General features: G+C 56.2%; 15 protein-coding genes. 9 read left to right on the top strand and 6 right to left on the bottom strand.

Annotated elements, in window-relative coordinates:
• The first annotated feature begins 37 nt into the window (after positions 1-37).
• Positions 38-742 (top strand): leucyl/phenylalanyl-tRNA--protein transferase, encoded by a 705-nt coding sequence (gene aat / locus ACQG19_RS08165; protein ID WP_013097324.1) that lies wholly within the window; start codon positions 38-40, stop codon positions 740-742.
• A 284-nt stretch (positions 743-1,026) separates the two neighbouring features.
• Complete coding sequence (gene infA, locus ACQG19_RS08160) at positions 1,027-1,245, top strand: translation initiation factor IF-1 (protein WP_002211347.1); 219 nt, start codon at positions 1,027-1,029, stop codon at positions 1,243-1,245.
• 287 nt (positions 1,246-1,532) lie between these two features.
• Here infA and clpA read toward each other — a convergent pair whose 3' ends face one another.
• Entirely contained in the window at positions 1,533-3,812 is a 2,280-nt protein-coding gene (gene clpA / locus ACQG19_RS08155) for an ATP-dependent Clp protease ATP-binding subunit ClpA (RefSeq protein WP_023622164.1), read from the bottom strand.
• A 27-nt stretch (positions 3,813-3,839) separates the two neighbouring features.
• Entirely contained in the window at positions 3,840-4,160 is a 321-nt protein-coding gene (clpS, locus tag ACQG19_RS08150; protein WP_006174393.1) for an ATP-dependent Clp protease adapter ClpS, read from the bottom strand.
• Between the two features lie 267 nt (positions 4,161-4,427).
• Between clpS and cspD the strand changes: the two genes are divergently transcribed.
• A complete protein-coding gene (cspD, locus tag ACQG19_RS08145; protein ID WP_008499993.1) occupies positions 4,428-4,649 on the top strand; it encodes a cold shock-like protein CspD in 222 nt (73 codons plus the stop codon).
• A gap of 70 nt (positions 4,650-4,719) precedes the next feature.
• Here the strand turns inward: cspD and macB are convergent, their stop codons facing one another.
• Positions 4,720-6,660 carry a macrolide ABC transporter ATP-binding protein/permease MacB gene (macB, locus tag ACQG19_RS08140; RefSeq protein ID WP_029883000.1) on the bottom strand — a complete coding sequence of 647 codons (1,941 nt, stop codon included), beginning with the start codon at positions 6,658-6,660 and terminating at the stop codon, positions 4,720-4,722.
• Positions 6,657-7,772 carry a macrolide transporter subunit MacA gene (macA, locus tag ACQG19_RS08135; RefSeq protein ID WP_246931501.1) on the bottom strand — a complete coding sequence of 372 codons (1,116 nt, stop codon included), beginning with the start codon at positions 7,770-7,772 and terminating at the stop codon, positions 6,657-6,659. The genes macB and macA overlap by 4 nt, the downstream gene beginning before the upstream one ends.
• 159 nt (positions 7,773-7,931) lie before the next feature.
• Here macA and ACQG19_RS08130 point away from each other — a divergent pair, with 159 nt between their 5' ends.
• On the top strand, positions 7,932-8,888 hold the full coding sequence (locus ACQG19_RS08130) for a VirK/YbjX family protein (protein ID WP_038419018.1): 957 nt from the start codon (positions 7,932-7,934) through the stop codon (positions 8,886-8,888).
• Here the strand turns inward: ACQG19_RS08130 and ACQG19_RS08125 are convergent.
• Complete coding sequence (locus ACQG19_RS08125; RefSeq protein ID WP_222168587.1) at positions 8,885-10,543, bottom strand: ATP-dependent endonuclease; 1,659 nt, start codon at positions 10,541-10,543, stop codon at positions 8,885-8,887. The genes ACQG19_RS08130 and ACQG19_RS08125 overlap by 4 nt on opposite strands.
• A gap of 370 nt (positions 10,544-10,913) precedes the next feature.
• On the opposite strand from ACQG19_RS08125, the gene aqpZ reads away from it, so the two are divergent.
• From aqpZ to hcr, 4 genes are all read left to right on the top strand, one after another.
• Positions 10,914-11,609 (top strand): aquaporin Z, encoded by a 696-nt coding sequence (gene aqpZ, locus ACQG19_RS08120; RefSeq protein ID WP_013097330.1) that lies wholly within the window; start codon positions 10,914-10,916, stop codon positions 11,607-11,609.
• Between the two features lie 157 nt (positions 11,610-11,766).
• Entirely contained in the window at positions 11,767-12,666 is a 900-nt protein-coding gene (locus ACQG19_RS08115; RefSeq protein WP_013097331.1) for a lysine exporter LysO family protein, read from the top strand.
• Positions 12,667-12,810: 144 nt separating this feature from the next.
• Entirely contained in the window at positions 12,811-14,463 is a 1,653-nt protein-coding gene (gene hcp / locus ACQG19_RS08110; protein WP_222168586.1) for a hydroxylamine reductase, read from the top strand.
• A gap of 10 nt (positions 14,464-14,473) precedes the next feature.
• Positions 14,474-15,442: an NADH oxidoreductase gene (hcr, locus tag ACQG19_RS08105; RefSeq protein WP_246931502.1), complete on the top strand. Its 969-nt coding sequence runs from the start codon at positions 14,474-14,476 to the stop codon at positions 15,440-15,442.
• A 58-nt stretch (positions 15,443-15,500) separates the two neighbouring features.
• Here the strand turns inward: hcr and ACQG19_RS08100 are convergent, their stop codons facing one another.
• A complete protein-coding gene (locus tag ACQG19_RS08100) occupies positions 15,501-15,935 on the bottom strand; it encodes a DoxX family protein (protein ID WP_222168584.1) in 435 nt (144 codons plus the stop codon).
• 152 nt (positions 15,936-16,087) lie between these two features.
• Here ACQG19_RS08100 and poxB point away from each other — a divergent pair, with 152 nt between their 5' ends.
• Positions 16,088-17,806 carry a ubiquinone-dependent pyruvate dehydrogenase gene (gene poxB, locus ACQG19_RS08095; protein WP_013097335.1) on the top strand — a complete coding sequence of 573 codons (1,719 nt, stop codon included), beginning with the start codon at positions 16,088-16,090 and terminating at the stop codon, positions 17,804-17,806.
• The last annotated feature ends 16 nt before the right edge of the window (positions 17,807-17,822 follow it).

Here is a 17,822-nt window from a genome sequence, read left to right as displayed (position 1 = left end):
TGTAGCGTCCTCACTCGCGTACTGGAGTTTTGCTGTCATGCGCCTGGTCCAGCTTTCTCGTCATAACATTGCGTTCCCGTCGCCAGAGGGAGCGCTGCGTGAACCCAATGGGCTGCTGGCACTTGGCGGCGATCTCAGCCCTGCCCGGCTCCTGATGGCCTACCAGCGCGGCATATTCCCGTGGTTTTCACCTGGTGACCCTATTTTATGGTGGTCTCCCGATCCGCGCGCCGTGCTCTGGCCCACGCAGTTTCACCTGAGCCGCAGCATGAAGCGTTTCCACGCAAAATCACCGTACCGGGTCACATTGAATCACGCCTTCGGTCAGGTGATAGAAGGGTGTGCGGAAGACCGTCATGAGGGGACATGGATCACCCGCGATATCATCACTGCCTATCATCAACTGCACGAGCTTGGCTACGCCCACTCCATTGAGGTGTGGGAAGGTGGCGAACTTGTTGGCGGTATGTACGGCGTCGCGCAGGGGACGTTGTTCTGCGGTGAGTCGATGTTCTCCCGGGCGGTAAACGCCTCGAAAACGGCCCTGCTGGTTTTCTGCCAGGAGTTTGCTCAGCGCGGCGGGCAGTTGCTGGATTGTCAGGTTCTGAACGAGCATACCGCCTCCCTCGGTGCGGTTGAAATCTCCCGCCGCCACTACATTGAGCACCTGGATAACTGCCGTCAGGAGAAGCTGCCGCGCGATTTTTGGGTACCGCGGACACTCTTTATGCCCAATGTCTAAATGTTTTCCGCATATTTTTTATGAGGGTGTTATAATTATGCCGCAGAGTAGCTTCTGCCTGTTGCCCCGCCGCCGTTTGGGACCTTCGCTTCAGATAACGTCCTGACGTTTATCCTGTTGTATCCCCTTTACGAATGCGCTTTCCGTTCGGTTGTACCGTGACGCTTGGGCAATGCGCCGAAACTGTTTTGCTGCGTTTTAAACGCGCAATTCTTTACTTAATTGATGAATTTCGGCATTATCTTGCCGGTTCAAAACTTGGTAGTGATACCCCAGAGGATTAGATGGCCAAAGAAGACAATATTGAAATGCAGGGTACCGTACTTGATACGTTGCCTAACACCATGTTTCGCGTAGAGCTGGAAAACGGTCACGTGGTAACTGCGCACATCTCCGGTAAAATGCGCAAAAACTATATCCGCATTTTGACGGGCGACAAAGTGACTGTTGAACTGACCCCGTACGACCTGAGCAAAGGCCGCATTGTCTTCCGTAGTCGCTAATTGTTTTCGCCTGTAATGGCAGATGAATATTAAAAAAGGCCGGGATAATCCCGGCCTTTTTTTATTCATGGCTTCAGTGTTGGTGTATTGTCTTCCACGGTTGTACAGAGGCGCCAATTTATGGCTGTGGATTTATCCAGAACCAACATCGAACGAAACTGGAAAGCGCCTCGCAAAATTCCTCTGCAGGCTGTTGCCCTCACCCCGCCCCTCTCCCACGGGGAGAGGGAGAAAAGCAGGCATAAAAAAACCGGGCTGATGCCCGGTTTTTAACACACATATTACACTCAGTGAGCCGCTTCCGGCTTGTGCTTCGCCGCACTCTGGAAATCGTACGTCAGTTCGTTCTTCGCCTGATCCAGTGCCACCGTCACCTGGCCGCCGTCCACCAGCGAGCCAAACAGCAGTTCGTTCGCCAGCGGTTTCTTCAGGTTGTCCTGAATCACACGCGCCATCGGACGGGCACCCATCGCACGGTCGTAGCCTTTCTCAGCCAGCCAGTTGCGGGCCTCCTGGCTCACTTCCAGCGACACGCCTTTCTGATCAAGCTGAACCTGCAGTTCGACGATGAACTTGTCTACCACCTGATGGATCACCTCGGTAGACAGGTGATCGAACCAGATAATGTTGTCCAGACGGTTGCGGAACTCCGGCGTAAAGATCTTCTTGATCTCTTCCATCGCATCGGTGCTGTTATCCTGGTGGATCAGGCCGATGGATTTACGCTCGGTTTCACGTACCCCGGCGTTGGTGGTCATCACCAGCACCACGTTACGGAAGTCCGCCTTGCGCCCGTTGTTGTCGGTCAGCGTCCCGTTGTCCATCACCTGCAGCAGGATGTTGAACACGTCCGGGTGCGCTTTCTCGATTTCATCGAGCAGCAGTACCGCATGTGGATGCTTGATCACCGCGTCGGTGAGCAGACCGCCCTGGTCAAAGCCCACGTATCCCGGAGGCGCACCAATCAGACGGCTGACGGTGTGACGCTCCATATACTCGGACATATCAAAGCGCAGCAGTTCAATGCCCAGCGCTTTGGAGAGCTGCACCGTTACTTCGGTTTTCCCGACACCGGTTGGACCGGCGAACAGGAACGAACCGACAGGCTTATGCTCATGCCCCAGTCCGGCACGGGCCATCTTGATCGCTTCGGTTAAGGCCTCAATGGCTTTATCCTGACCAAAGACCAGCATCTTCAGACGATTGCCAAGGGTACGCAGCGTGTCGCGATCGCTCTGAGAAACGCTCTTCTCAGGGATGCGCGCGATACGAGCCACTACGGACTCAATATCCGCCACGTTGACGGTTTTCTTACGCTTGCTGGCTGGCATAAGACGCGCACGCGCCCCTGCCTCGTCAATCACGTCAATCGCCTTATCCGGCAGATGACGATCGTTGATGTATTTCACCGCCAGCTCCACCGCCGCACGCACCGCTTTCGCGGTGTAACGCACGTCATGGTGCGCTTCATACTTCGGTTTCAGGCCGTTGATGATCTGCACCGTTTCCTCGACGGACGGTTCAGTGACATCGATTTTCTGGAAGCGACGCGCCAGGGCACGATCCTTCTCAAAGATGTTGCTGAACTCCTGGTAAGTGGTCGAGCCAATCACCCGGATCTTGCCGCTGGAGAGCAGCGGTTTGATCAGGTTAGCGGCGTCCACCTGCCCACCCGAAGCGGCACCCGCACCGATGATGGTATGAATTTCATCGATAAACAGGATGCTGTTGGTATCCTGCTCCAGCTGTTTTAACAGCGCCTTGAAGCGTTTTTCAAAATCACCACGGTATTTGGTGCCCGCCAGCAAAGAGCCGATATCCAGCGAGTAGATGGTGCAATCGGCAATTACTTCCGGTACGTCGCCCTGCACAATGCGCCAGGCGAGACCTTCGGCAATCGCGGTTTTACCCACGCCCGATTCCCCCACCAGCAGCGGGTTATTTTTGCGGCGACGGCACAGCACCTGAATCGCGCGCTCCAGCTCTTTATCGCGACCAATCAGCGGGTCGATACCGCCAACGCGAGCAAGCTGATTAAGGTTGGTGGTGAAGTTTTCCATACGATCCTCCCCGCCTGCTTGCTCTTCATTGTTATTGACCTGATTGCTGGGATCCGATGCCTGGTTAGGCTCGTCTTTGCGCGTGCCGTGGGAAATAAAGTTAACCACATCGAGTCGGCTGACTTCGTGTTTGCGCAGCAGGTAGGCCGCCTGCGACTCCTGCTCGCTGAAGATGGCGACTAGGACGTTTGCGCCCGTCACTTCGCTACGTCCGGAAGACTGGACGTGGAATACCGCGCGCTGCAGCACACGCTGGAAGCTGAGCGTCGGCTGTGTGTCGCGCTCTTCTTCACTGGCTGGCAGCACCGGTGTCGTTTGTTCGATGAAGGCTTCGAGTTCCTGACGTAGCGCCACCAGATCCACGGAGCAGGCTTCCAGCGCTTCGCGGGCAGATGGGTTGCTAAGCAGTGCGAGCAGTAAATGCTCGACGGTCATAAACTCATGTCGGTGCTCACGCGCTCTGGCGAAAGCCATATTTAAACTGAGTTCCAGTTCTTGATTGAGCATAGGCACCTCCCCCAATTTTATGCCTTATCAGGCCTTTTCCAGCGTACACAGCAACGGATGCTCGTTCTCCCTCGCATAGTCGTTCACCATCGCCACTTTGGTTTCCGCCACCTCGGCGGTAAAGATGCCGCAGATAGCTTTGCCACGATAATGAACGGTAAGCATCAGTTGCGTTGCACGTTCTACATCATAAGAAAAGAACTTTTGTAGCACGTCAATAACAAATTCCATCGGCGTGTAATCATCGTTCATTAACATAACTTTATACATAGATGGCGGTTTTAGCGCGTCACGCACTTTGTCTTCCGCCAGCTGGTCAAAATCCAGCCAGTCGTTGGTCTTACCCATTTTGCATAACCACTTTGAATCTACCTCAGATGTTAGATAACAATCATCTATTACTGTCATCCGCGATGTCTGTCACAAACTGTTGCAATAGCGTTAACTGCTTCAAACTTTGGTTGATTATTGTCCCATCTCCAGCGCCAAACGCTTGACGATGTCTTTCGATTCTCTAAATTGTACAAGCGTGAGATGGCGAGGTTTTGAACAGCCCCCACTCCACCACCGGTTCATTCCATCTTAACTTATAAGATTTACGAAGGATGTCGAAGCATGGAAATGGGTACTGTTAAGTGGTTCAACAACGCCAAAGGGTTTGGCTTCATCTGCCCCGAAGGCGGCGGCGAGGATATATTCGCTCACTATTCCACCATTCAGATGGATGGTTACAGAACGCTCAAAGCCGGGCAGTCCGTCCGGTTCGATGTACATCAGGGACCAAAAGGCAATCACGCAAGCCTTATCGTACCGATTGAAGCAGAAACGGTTGCTTAGCTCTCTGTTTTATTGTGTACATCCCGCAGTCAAAATGCCAGCCCGATCGGCTGGCATTTTTATTTTCGGGTTATTCCCGAGCCAGCGCATCCACCGGATCCAGCCGCGCCGCGTTGCGGGCCGGCAGCCAGCCAAACAAGATGCCGGTAAAGGTCGAGCATAAAAATGCGGTAAGAATGGCCACCGGTGAAAACCCAATCTCCCAGCCGGGTAAGAAAATCTGCAGGGCAAAGGCGATCATCATCGACAGCGCAATCCCCATGGCGCCGCCCACCAGACACACCAGCACCGCTTCAATCAAAAATTGCTGCAGCACGTCGCTGGCTCTGGCCCCAACCGCCATGCGAATACCAATTTCCCGGGTACGTTCCGTCACCGAGACCAGCATGATATTCATCACCCCGATACCGCCAACGACCAGCGAAATCACCGCCACCAGCGTGAGGAACAGCTGAAGAGTACGTGTGGTCTTTTCCGCCGTTTTCAAGAGGCCGTCCATATTCCAGGTGAAGAAATCCTTCTTCCCGTGACGCAGGGTTAACAGCCGCTCAAGCTGCTGTTCGGCCAGCGCGCTGTCATAGCCCTCCTTCACGCGAACAGTGATGGAGTTCAGCCATGACTGCCCCATAATCCGCCCGGAAATGGTGCTGTACGGTAGCCAGACCCGCAGGATCTTGCTGCTGCCAAACATGGACTGCTTCTCTTCCGCCACGCCAATCACGGTGGCTGGCATGTTCCCTACGAGGATCACTTCGCCCACGACGTTGGTTTTATTGGGGAAGAGCTGTCTGCGCGAGTTCGCGTCCAGTACCACCACCTGCGCCCTGCCCGCCAGCTGTTCGGCGTTGAAGGTCGCCCCTTCGCTGAAGGTCATGCCGTAGACGTTAAAATAATCTCCGCTGACGCCGTTCGCGCTGGCGGCAACGTCCACGTTACCCACGCGCAGGCGAAGGTTTTGCGACACGGCAGGCGTCGCCGAATTGACCCACGGCTGTTTCTGAATGGCCGCCAGGTCGTCGTATTTCAACGCCTGCTGATACTGCGGTTCGTCATCACCAAAGTCTTTCCCGGGATAGACGTCAATGGTGTTGGTCCCGATAGCGCGGATATCCGCCAGCACCAGCTGTTTGGCTGCATCGCCCACCACCACAATCGACACCACCGATGCAATACCGATGATGATCCCAAGCATGGTCAGCAGGGTGCGCATTTTATTGGCCGCCATCGCCAGCCAGGCCATGGTCAGCGCCTCGCGAAAACCGCTGGAAAACTGTCCCCAGCCGGTTGCAGCAGGCAAGGCTTCTTTTGGCGCGGCCGCTCTGGACGCACGCGGTGGCGGGTTGCTCACCAGCTCGCCGTCGTGGATCTCGATAATGCGCTCAGCCTGCGCCGCCACCTGCGGATCGTGAGTCACGATAATGACCGTGTGCCCCTGATCGCGAAGCTGATGGAGGATCGCCATCACCTCTTCACCGGAATGGCTGTCGAGCGCTCCGGTGGGTTCATCGGCCAGGATCACCTGCCCGCCGTTCATCAGCGCACGGGCAATACTCACGCGCTGCTGCTGACCGCCAGAAAGCTGCGAGGGCTGATACTCTACCCGCTCCGCCAGACCAAGACGCGTTAACAGCGCCTGCGCGCGCGCAAGGCGTTTCTTGCGCTCCACGCCTGCATAGACCGCCGGGACCTCCACGTTCTGCGCCGCACTCAGGTGAGAGAGCAGATGGTAACGCTGAAAGATAAAGCCGAAGTGTTCCCGACGCAGCTTTGCCAGCGCGTCGCCGTCCAGAGTGGAAACGTCCGTTCCGGCCACGCGGTAGGTACCGCTGGTCGGTTTATCCAGACAGCCAAGAATGTTCATCAGCGTCGATTTACCGGAACCCGACGCGCCAACAATCGCCACCATCTCGCCCGCTTCCACGCGCAGGGAGATGCCCTTCAGCACCTCCACCGGACCATCGCCCGACGGATAGCTGCGACGAATATCAGTCAGCTCAAGCAACGCCGTCATTTCGCCGCTCCGGGCAGGGTTTCGCTGGTGACCACCTCGTCACCCTCTTCCAGCCCTTTCACCACCACCACGTCGGTATCGTTGCGTGCGCCAATCACCACTTCACGCTCGCGCGTTTCGCCGTTGCGTAACACCTTCACCTTATAGCGGTTATCCCCGGCGGGTTCCCCCAGCGCAGAGAGCGGAACGGTCAGCACGTTTTTTACGCCGGTCAGCTGAATATGGACCTGCGCGGTCATATCCAGACGCAGCACGCCCTGCGGGTTGGGGACTTCAAAACGGGCATAGTAGAAGATCGCGTCGTTCACTTTTTCCGGCGTAGGCAGAATGTCCTTCAGCACGCCTTCATAGCGCGTCTGCGGATCGCCCAGTACGGTGAACCAGGCGTTCTGCCCCGGCTTAAGATGGATAACATCCGCCTCGGAAACCTGCGCTTTCACCAGCATAGTGCTCATATCCGCCAGCGTCAGAATGTTCGGCGCCTGTTGGGCGGCAATCACCGTCTGACCCTGAAGCGTGGTGATCTGGGTCACTTCCCCGGCCATGGGCGCCACAATCTTCGTATAATCGAGGTTGGTTTTCGCCGTATCCAGCGAGGCCTGGTTGCGCTTGATTTGCGCGTCAATGGTGCCAATCTGCGCCTGTTTCACCGCCAGTTCGGTGGCGGCCGTGTCGAGATCCTGTTTCGAGATCGCCTGCGTTTTGGCCAGCGCCTGCTGACGCGTCAGGGTCACCTGGGCAAGATTACGTTCCGCCAGCGCCTGCGCACGCTGCGCGCGCAGCTCCATCAGCGTGGCTTCCACTTCCCGGATCTGGTTTTCAGCCTGTTCCGGGTCGATAACGCCGAGCAGTTGCCCCTTTTTCACCTTATCGCCAATCTCAACGGACAGCGTTTTTAACTGCCCGCTAACCTGTGCGCCCACGTCAACCTTGCGCAGCGCATCAAGTTTGCCGGTCGCCAGTACGTTTTGCTGCAATTCACCCGGACGGACGATCAGCGTTTGATACTGCGGAACCGGCGCGTTGAGCACTTGCCATAACCAGTATCCGGCCGCTATCACCACTATCGCCAGCAGCAGAAACCACTTTCTGCGTTTTCCCTTAAGGTTCATAAATATTCCAAATAATTATTCTGGCTTACATCAACGTCGATTCTATCTAAACCACTCCTCAACGAAACCCCTGAATTCAGGAAATGCCTGGATTTGTTGACACAACGTTGACAAAGGGCCTGCTGAAATAACGCCATTCCATAAGAAGCAGGATCTCACATGTCTTCCATCGTCGATACACCGTATTCCACTCTGTCGCAGCCTAAATCCGGCTGGCAGCTGTTTAAAAGCCTGGTCACTGGCACCATTACGCCGGGCCTGGCATGGCAAAATCCCGCCTATCGACGTAAGTTTGCGCTTCGCACGCTGGCCACACCGCTCAGCACCGCACGTCTGCTCTCAAGCCTGGCAAAGCAGCCCCGTTTGATGCAAATGCTGCAGGTCCAGCCTGGCCTGCCCTGTCGCCTGCATCGCCCTTGGCTGACCGTGAATATGGATCGCCCGCATGCGCTGGAAGCCCTGAACTGGCACTACCAGACCATGAGTCACCACCTGCCAGCCGCGCTGCTCAAAGGCTATCTTTCTAAGCAGGGCGTGACGCTCCTGACCTTAACCGGTAAGGATGAACAGCAGTTTACCGTTCGGTTGTGCGCCGATGCGTTCCTGGATAAAGAGGGAGAAGCTACCCTCTTTTTCAGTGACCATCAGGATACCGTGCTGGCGGAAATAACGTTTACGCTGTGCCCGTTTGAAGGCAAAAGCACGCTCTTTATCGGCGGCCTGCAGGGGGCGAAAGCCCACGTTCCGCATGAGCTGATCCAGAAGGCAACCAAGGCGTGCCATGGCCTTTTCCCGAAACGTCTGCTGGTTGAAGCTGTCATGACGCTTGGCAGCGCCTTTCCGGTGGAGCAGATTGTGGCGGTGAGTAATGCCACCCACATCTATCGCAGCTGGCGGTATCGCAAGAAAAAAGAGGGGAAATTGCTGGCGGATTACGACAGCTTCTGGATCTCCCTCGGCGGACACAAACAGGATAACGGTAACTTTGAACTGCCGCTTGCCATGCCGCGTAAGTCCATGGAAGAGATTGCCAGTAAAAAACGCGCAGAATATCGCCGCCGCTATGAGCTACTGGATAGCCTGACGGAGCAGGTCACCCAGGCAACCCGGCGTTAATCGGCTTTCCCGCGTGCCAGCCACAGGACGCGGGAGAACATTTTACGCAGCAGCGTAGGCACCGATTCGATCCCTCTCCGCCCTGCTTCTGTTGCCACTTCAATGGCTAAATCCGGTTTTGAAGAGCGGTGGATCGCTTTGGCGATCACGCGCCGCATGTTCATCGGCACATCGACCGGCACCATCGCTATCCTGTGGAACACGTCATCGAACCCCTGGCGGTACATAAAGTGCTCCATGTCCATGGCGGGCAGCATGGTTAAATGATCCCGCTCTTCTTCTCGCTCATCGTTCAACAAGCTGCGCACGGTGGATGCGTATTTTTTACCCGCCTCATCGCCGTCGACCAGTACGTGCCATTCTATGCCCATCCGCCGGGCGAATTTGATCAGCGGCTTTAATCCTGACTGCGCAAACTCGATGACCTTAATCCCCTCCGCATCAAAATGGTGGCCGCACTGGCGCGCCAACTCGTTGATGACCCAGGTCTCGGTTTCCCCCTCCACCAGAAGCCAGCAGCGGGCAAAAAGCGACGAGGCGCGATTAAAGCGGATATGAAACGCAATACGGCGACCATCCTCGGCATTCATCCCTCCCGGCCCCAGCCGGTAAGCAGAAACGCGCGATGATTCACGCACCAGGCGGCAAACATACTCGACCGGCGTCAGCGACAACAACTCGCCGGAATTGGTGGTAGTAATGCGCTGAAGCGGCAGCAGATTCAGCAGGTGCCAGGCAACGGAGAGCATGATGGGGTGCAGACGTGTTTCCGGATCTTCCACCAGCAGCAGCGGACGCGCATCGCGATCCAGACGGACGGTTCCCTTGGCCTGCAGAAGGGTGGAAAACAGCCCCAGCAAAATCACCCGATGAGTGCGTCCGCCGGGCCGGTCGATCATCCGGTTAATGATATCGAGATAGCGCCAGCTTCGTTGCTCATCATGGGACCGACGGCGCATCAGACGATGGTACGACTGCGAGGTTCCCTGCTCGGAAAAATAGTGCTCCAGCAGTTGCACCATGGCAGAGAGCCCCTGGCGGATTTGCCCATCGGTGAGATTTTGCGGACGCGAAACCAGCTCGCGTGCCAGGAAATCAAGCTCGCGGGCGGTGACTTCTACTTCCGGCATATGCGGCACGGTACCGTTACGGATACGCCGCATAAAACGCGCATCGCGCAAGCGTAGCACCGGCATCAAACGAATCAGATGCCGGGCCAGCTCGTCGATATTGTCCAGCGGTATGGGGTTGCCTTTCTGGTCGAGAAATTCACGCAGGGTCAGCACCCCTTCATTCTCTGACATCTCGCCTTCCAGACGATAAAAAATACGGTGGAAGCCATCATCGCTCTGAACCCAGCACGGTGACATCGGGCGGAAGCGACGCACCCTGTGACGCCCCGGCTCGGATTCGCGGAACGTCAGAATGATATGGAGATGCTTCTCACGGCCGTTGACATCGCCGGGTGGAAACCAGAAATCATCATGAACGAAGTGATACAAATCGCCTTCGGGCGAAAGCAGCAGCGTCAGCGCGTCCAGCAGGCTGGACTTACCCCAGGCGTTCTCGCCGATGAGGACGTTATTCTGCTCCAGCTGGAGTGACAGACGGTTTATACCGCGAAACCCGACAATTTCCACACGTTCGAGAAGCATACATCCCCCGAGAAATGATCACTTTTTCCTTTAAGTTATCAGCAGTATAGCGGGAGGATGCCGCGCAGAACACTGTCAGGCCTCCTGATTATTTTGTCTCAGCACGAAAATTCAGAATTTACGTGCAAGGTTTCATTTGAAATAGTCTCAATAGCACCACAAACTATCGCCCGCAAATTGGACTATGATCTATTCACCTCCAGTTTGAACAAGGATTGACATCACATTGCCTTAAATCAAATTATCCGAATTTATTTAAGTGGCGAAGGGGTGTTGTTGGTTTCTAAAATAATGGCTCTTTGAGTCGTCATCCCTTTATGGCGATATATCCCGCGCGCGGGAAAGCGTGCGGTAGTTAATTGAGGTGGTTATGTTCAGAAAATTAGCAGCAGAATGCTTTGGTACATTCTGGCTGGTGTTTGGTGGCTGCGGTAGTGCCGTTCTGGCAGCAGCATTTCCGGAACTCGGCATTGGTTTTGTCGGCGTCGCGCTGGCATTTGGTTTAACGGTATTAACCATGGCCTTCGCAGTGGGACATATTTCCGGTGGTCATTTTAACCCGGCCGTAACATTAGGCTTATGGGCTGGTGGTCGCTTCCCGGCCAAAGAGGTCATTGGCTATATTGTCGCTCAGGTTGTGGGCGGTATTATTGCTGCCGCGGTGCTGTACGTGATTGCCAGCGGTAAAGCCGGCTTTGACGCCGCAGCCAGCGGTTTTGCTTCCAACGGCTTCGGTGAGCACTCGCCTGGCGGCTACTCTATGCTCTCTGCCATTGTGATTGAAATTGTGCTGACCGCCGGCTTCCTGCTGGTGATCCACGGCGCGACCGACAAATACGCCCCTGCGGGCTTCGCGCCTATCGCTATTGGTCTGGCACTGACGCTTATTCACCTGATCTCCATTCCGGTGACCAACACCTCGGTGAACCCGGCGCGCAGCACCGCCGTCGCCATCTTCCAGGGCGGTTGGGCACTTGAGCAGCTGTGGCTGTTCTGGGTAATGCCGATCGTCGGCGGTATTCTGGGCGGCGTGCTGTATCGCACCCTGCTGGAAAAACGCGATTAATCTTTCCCTCCCTCTCCCTGTGGGAGAGGGCCAGGGTGAAGGTAACAGGCCGGGTAAGGCGCAGCCGCCACCCGGCTTTCTTTTGCCGCTTTACTGAACAGCCTTTATTGGGTAGTGTCTCTGGCGCTCAACAACTACTCACAAGGACCGGTTGTTCATGTTCTCAGGACTCCTCATTATTCTGCTGCCCCTGATTGTGGGCTATCTTATCCCGCTGCATCAGGCATCGGCATTACGGCTTATCAACCGTTTTCTCAGCTGGATTGTTTACGTCATTCTGTTCTTTATGGGGATTAGCCTGGCCTTTCTGGATAACCTGGCGACCAATCTGCTTTCCATCCTGCATTATTCTGCGGTCACAGTTGTGGTTATTTTGCTCTGCAATATCGCCGCCTTATTCTGGCTTGAGCGCACTATTCCGTGGAAAAACCATCACCATCAGGAAAAACTGCCTTCCCGAATTGCGATGGCGCTGGAATCATTAAAACTGTGCGGCGTCGTGGTGCTCGGTTTTGTCCTTGGGCTCACCGGATGGCCTTTTTTGCAGCACGCCACCGAAGCCAGCGAATATACCCTGATCTTCCTGCTGTTCCTTATTGGTATCCAGCTACGCAATAATGGCATGACCCTGAAACAGATTGTCCTGAATCGTCGGGGAATGATTGTTGCCGTTATTGTGGTCGCCAGTTCAATGGTAGCAGGCGTCATTAACGCCTTGATTCTCGACCTGCCGCTCAAAACCGGCCTGGCCATGGCCTCCGGATTTGGCTGGTATTCCCTCTCCGGTATTCTGCTAACCGAGTCGTTTGGCCCTGTCATTGGCAGCGCCGCCTTCTTTAACGACCTGGCGCGGGAGTTAATCGCCATCATGCTGATCCCGGGTCTGGTTCGCCGCAGCCGCTCTACCGCGCTGGGTCTGAGCGGGGCGACGTCGATGGACTTTACCCTGCCGGTATTACAACGCTCTGGCGGGCTGGAAATGGTGCCCGCCGCCATCGTACACGGCTTTATTCTAAGCCTGCTGGTGCCTGTTCTGATGGCCTTTTTCTCCGCCTGATACCTCTCTGGCGGTAGGGTTCCTGCCGCCAAAATTGCGCTAAATCAATCTCCCTCTACTTTGTCAAAAAAAGCCCTTTTCACCGCCCGGACACAGGCATAACCTTAAACATGTATATCAAATATAACTTTAACAGGTGTGATTATGTTTTGTGTGCAATGTGAACAAACTATCCGTACCCCGGCAGGCAATGGCTGTTCTTACGCGCAGGGTATGTGCGGTAAAACCGCAGAAACATCAGACCTGCAGGATCTGCTGATTGCTGCCCTGCAGGGGCTTTCCGCCTGGGCATTCAAAGCCCGCGAGTACGGTATTGTCGACCACTACGTAGACAGCTTTGCGCCGCGCGCCTTTTTCTCCACGCTGACTAACGTTAACTTTGATTCGCCGCGCATTGTCGGGTACGCCCGTGAAGCGATTGCCCTGCGCGAAGCGCTGAAAGCGCAGTGCCTGAATGCCGATACCAGCGCCCGTGTGGACAACCCGATGTCAGAACTGCAGCTGGTGAGTGACGACCTGGGCGAATTACAGCGTCAGGCCGCAGAATTTACCCCGAACAAAGACAAAGCGGCGATTGGCGAGAACATTCTCGGCCTGCGCCTGCTGTGCCTGTACGGCCTGAAAGGTGCCGCAGCCTATATGGAGCACGCGCACGTGCTTGGCCAGTACGATAACGACATCTACGCGCAGTACCACAAAATCATGGCGTGGCTGGGTACCTGGCCTGCCGATATGAATGCGCTGCTTGAGTGCTCTATGGAAATCGGCCAGATGAACTTCAAAGTGATGAGCATTCTGGATGCCGGTGAAACCAGCACCTACGGTCATCCAACGCCAACGCAGGTCAATGTGAAAGCGACCGAAGGCAAATGTATTCTCATCTCCGGCCACGACCTGAAAGATCTCTACAACCTGCTGAAGCAGACCGAAGGCACCGGCGTTAACGTCTATACCCACGGCGAAATGCTGCCCGCACACGGCTACCCGGAACTGCGTAAATTCAAACATCTGATCGGGAACTACGGCAGCGGCTGGCAGAATCAGCAGGTTGAGTTCGCCCGCTTCCCGGGCCCAATTGTGATGACCTCTAACTGCATCATCGACCCGACCGTCGGCGCGTATGATGACCGCATCTGGACCCGCAGCATCGTTGGCTGGCCGGGCGTGAATCACCTTGAAGGTGACGATTTCGGTCCGGTGATCGCCCAGGCGCAGCAGATGGCGGGCTTCCCGTACAGCGAAATTCCGCACCTGATCACTGTCGGTTTTGGTCGCGAAACGCTGCTCGGCGCCGCAGACTCGCTGATTGACCTCGTCAGCCGTGAAAAACTGCGCCACATCTTCCTGATTGGCGGCTGTGACGGCGCGCGCGGTGAGCGTAACTACTTCACCGATTTCGCCACCCGCGTGCCGGAAGATTGCCTGATCCTGACGCTGGCCTGCGGTAAATACCGTTTCAACAAGCTGGACTTCGGCAACATTGAAGGGCTGCCACGTCTGGTGGATGCTGGTCAGTGTAACGATGCCTATTCAGCCATCATTCTGGCGGTCACGCTGGCGGAGAAACTGGGCTGCGGCGTGAACGATCTGCCGCTGTCGCTGGTGCTCTCCTGGTTCGAGCAGAAAGCGATTGTGATCCTGCTGACCCTGCTCTCTTTGGGCGTTACCAATATCGTCACCGGCCCAACCGCGCCAGGCTTCCTGACGCCGGACCTGCTGGCCGTGCTGAACGAGAAATTCGGTCTGCGTTCCGTGACCACCGTAGAAGAAGATATGCAGCAACTGCTGAGCGCGTAAGGAGTATTTCATGACCATGCCAACCTCTCAGTGCCCGTGGCGGATGCAGGTTCATCACATCCATCAGGAGACGCCGGATGTGTGGACGCTGTCGCTGCTGTGCCATGACTACTACCCGTACCGTGCCGGTCAGTATGCGCTGGTCAGTGTCCGCAACTCCGCGGACACATTGCGCGCCTATACGATCTCCTCGACGCCGGGCGTGAGCGAATACATTACGCTCACTATCCGCCGCATCGATGACGGTGCAGGCTCGCAGTGGCTCACGCGTGACGTCAAGCGCGGGGATTACATCTGGCTGTCTGACGCTCAGGGGGAATTTACCTGTGACGACAAAAGCGAAGATAAATTCCTGCTGCTGGCCGCGGGCTGTGGCGTCACGCCGATCATGTCAATGCGTCGCTGGCTGGCCAAAAACCGCCCGCAGGCCGACGTGCAGGTGATCTACAGCGTGCGCTCGCCGGACGATGTGATCTTTGCCGATGAGTGGCGCAACTACCCGGTGACGCTGGTGGCAGAGCACAACGCGACGCACGGTTTTGTCGAGGGACGTCTGAGCCGCGAGCTGCTGCAACGCGTGCCCGATATAGCGAACCGTACGGTGATGACCTGCGGCCCGGCACCGTATATGGAGATTGTGGAACAGGAAGTGAAAGCCCTGGGCGTAACCCGCTTCTTCAAAGAGCAGTTCTTCACGCCGGTGGCGGAGGCGGCAACCAGCGGGATTCAGTTCACCAAACTGCAACCGGCGCAAACCTTCTTTGGCCGCGTGGGCACCACGCTGCTGGAGGCGCTGGAAAGCAATAAGGTGCCGGTGGTAGCTGCCTGCCGTGCGGGCGTATGCGGTTGCTGTAAAACGAAGGTAGTCTCCGGGGAGTACAGCGTGACCAGCACCATGACGCTGACCGATGCAGAAATTGCTGAAGGTTATGTGCTGGCGTGCTCATGTCATCCGCAGGGCGATCTTGTGCTCGCGTAATCGTTAAACGTGTCATTGTAGGCCCGGTAAGCGCCAGCGCCACCGGGCTTTTTTTGCCCTATCGCCACGCAGGACCTTTCCCTACCGCGTACCGCCCTGCCCCTAAAAACGCCACCGCCAGCGAGCCGATAAAGAAATACACCAGGCTCTCAATGGCCCACGCACCAACGGCATCGAGTGCAAAGGTTTTGCCCGTGCCCACCATCAGCCATGCCACAATCATGGTAAACGCCAGCACCAGCGCCGCCGGGCGCGTAAAGAGGCCGACAATGATCAGGATCGGTGCCACCACTTCGCCAATCAATACGCCGTAAGCAATAAACCCCGGCAGCCCTTTTTCCACCAGCAGGCCGCTGATAAAGCCCACACCGCCAAATAACTTGTGTAATCCGTGAAACAACATCAGCCCACCGACGGCAAGTCGTAACAAGAGTTTGCCGAGATCGTCGCACGTTAGCTTTTCGCTTACAGCAATTAACAATGATTTAACCATCTGAAATGATTCCCGTTTTCACCCAATCTGTCGCCAGATTATGCCGAATCATTGCCGGTGAAAACCACCCTGAAATGAGGGGTATTGTGCAGGCAATACAGTGACTTTCTTCTAAGCTTGTAAGCGATATCACAAAAAGGAGACGGACAACCATGAAACAAACCGTGGCTGCATACATAGCGAAGACCCTTGAACAGGCAGGTGTAAAACGTATCTGGGGCGTAACCGGCGATTCACTGAACGGGCTGAGCGACAGCCTCAACAAGATGAAAACCATTGAATGGATGCCGACCCGTCATGAGGAGGTCGCCGCCTTTGCCGCCGGGGCCGAAGCACAGCTCACCGGGGAACTGGCCGTCTGCGCCGGGTCGTGTGGCCCAGGGAACCTGCACCTGATTAACGGGCTGTTCGACTGTCACCGCAATCACGTGCCGGTGCTGGCAATTGCCGCCCATATTCCCTCATCTGAAATCGGCAGTGGCTATTTTCAGGAGACGCATCCGCAGGAGCTGTTCCGTGAATGCAGCCACTATTGCGAGCTGGTGTCCTCGCCGGAGCAGATCCCGCAGGTTCTGGCGATAGCCATGCGCAAGGCGGTGCTGAACCGCGGTGTTTCTGTGGTCGTGATCCCGGGGGATGTGGCGCTCAAGGCTGCGCCCGAAGGGGCCAGCACCCACTGGTATCACGCCCCCCAGCCGGTCGTTACCCCAGCTGAAGAGGAGCTGAAAAAACTGGCGCAACTGCTGCGTTACGCCAGCAATATCGCCCTGATGTGCGGCAGCGGCTGTGCTGGCGCGCATAAGGAACTCCTTGAATTTGCAGGTAAGCTAAAAGCCCCAATTGTTCATGCCCTGCGCGGCAAAGAGCACGTTGAGTACGATAACCCTTACGACGTGGGCATGACCGGGCTGATCGGTTTTTCGTCCGGCTTCCATACCATGATGAATGCCGACACGCTGATCCTGCTCGGTACCCAGTTCCCCTATCGCGCGTTCTACCCGACGGATGCCAAAATCATTCAGATCGATATTAACCCGGCCAGCATCGGTGCACACAGCAAGGTCGATATGGCGCTGGTGGGCGACATTAAATCTACCCTTGCCGCCCTGCTGCCGCTGCTGGAAGAGAAAACGGATCGTAAATTCCTCGACAAAGCCCTGAGCGATTACCGCGATGCGCGTAAGGGGCTGGACGAACTCGCCAAACCGAGCGACAAAGCGATCCACCCGCAGTATCTCGCGCAGCAGATCAGCCACTTCGCGGACGACGATGCCATCTTTACCTGCGACGTCGGCACGCCAACCGTCTGGGCAGCACGCTACCTGAAGATGAACGGCAAACGCCGCCTGCTCGGCTCGTTCAACCACGGCTCAATGGCCAACGCCATGCCGCAGGCGCTGGGCGCCAAAGCCACCGCCCCGGAGCGTCAGGTGGTGGCGATGTGCGGTGACGGCGGATTCAGCATGCTGATGGGCGATTTCCTGTCGGTGGTGCAGATGAAGCTGCCGCTGAAAATCGTGGTCTTCAATAACAGCGTGCTGGGCTTTGTGGCGATGGAGATGAAGGCCGGGGGCTATCTGACGGACGGCACCGAGCTGCACGACACCAACTTTGCCCGCATTGCCGAAGCCTGCGGCATAACCGGTATCCGCGTGGAGAAAGCCTCCGAGGTGGATGAAGCTCTGCAACGGGCGTTTTCCATCGACGGCCCGGTGCTGGTGGATGTGGTGGTCGCCAAAGAGGAGCTGGCCATCCCGCCGCAGATCAAGCTGGAGCAGGCCAAAGGCTTTAGCCTCTACATGCTGCGGGCGATCATCAGCGGCCGCGGCGATGAAGTGATCGAACTGGCAAAAACCAACTGGCTCAGGTAAAACATTTCGCATGACC

Origin of the sequence: Enterobacter cloacae complex sp. 277I4 (assembly GCF_050031465.1) — a bacterium.
Taxonomy (GTDB): domain Bacteria; phylum Pseudomonadota; class Gammaproteobacteria; order Enterobacterales; family Enterobacteriaceae; genus Enterobacter; species Enterobacter cloacae.
This window is presented reverse-complemented; position numbering and strand designations above follow the sequence as displayed.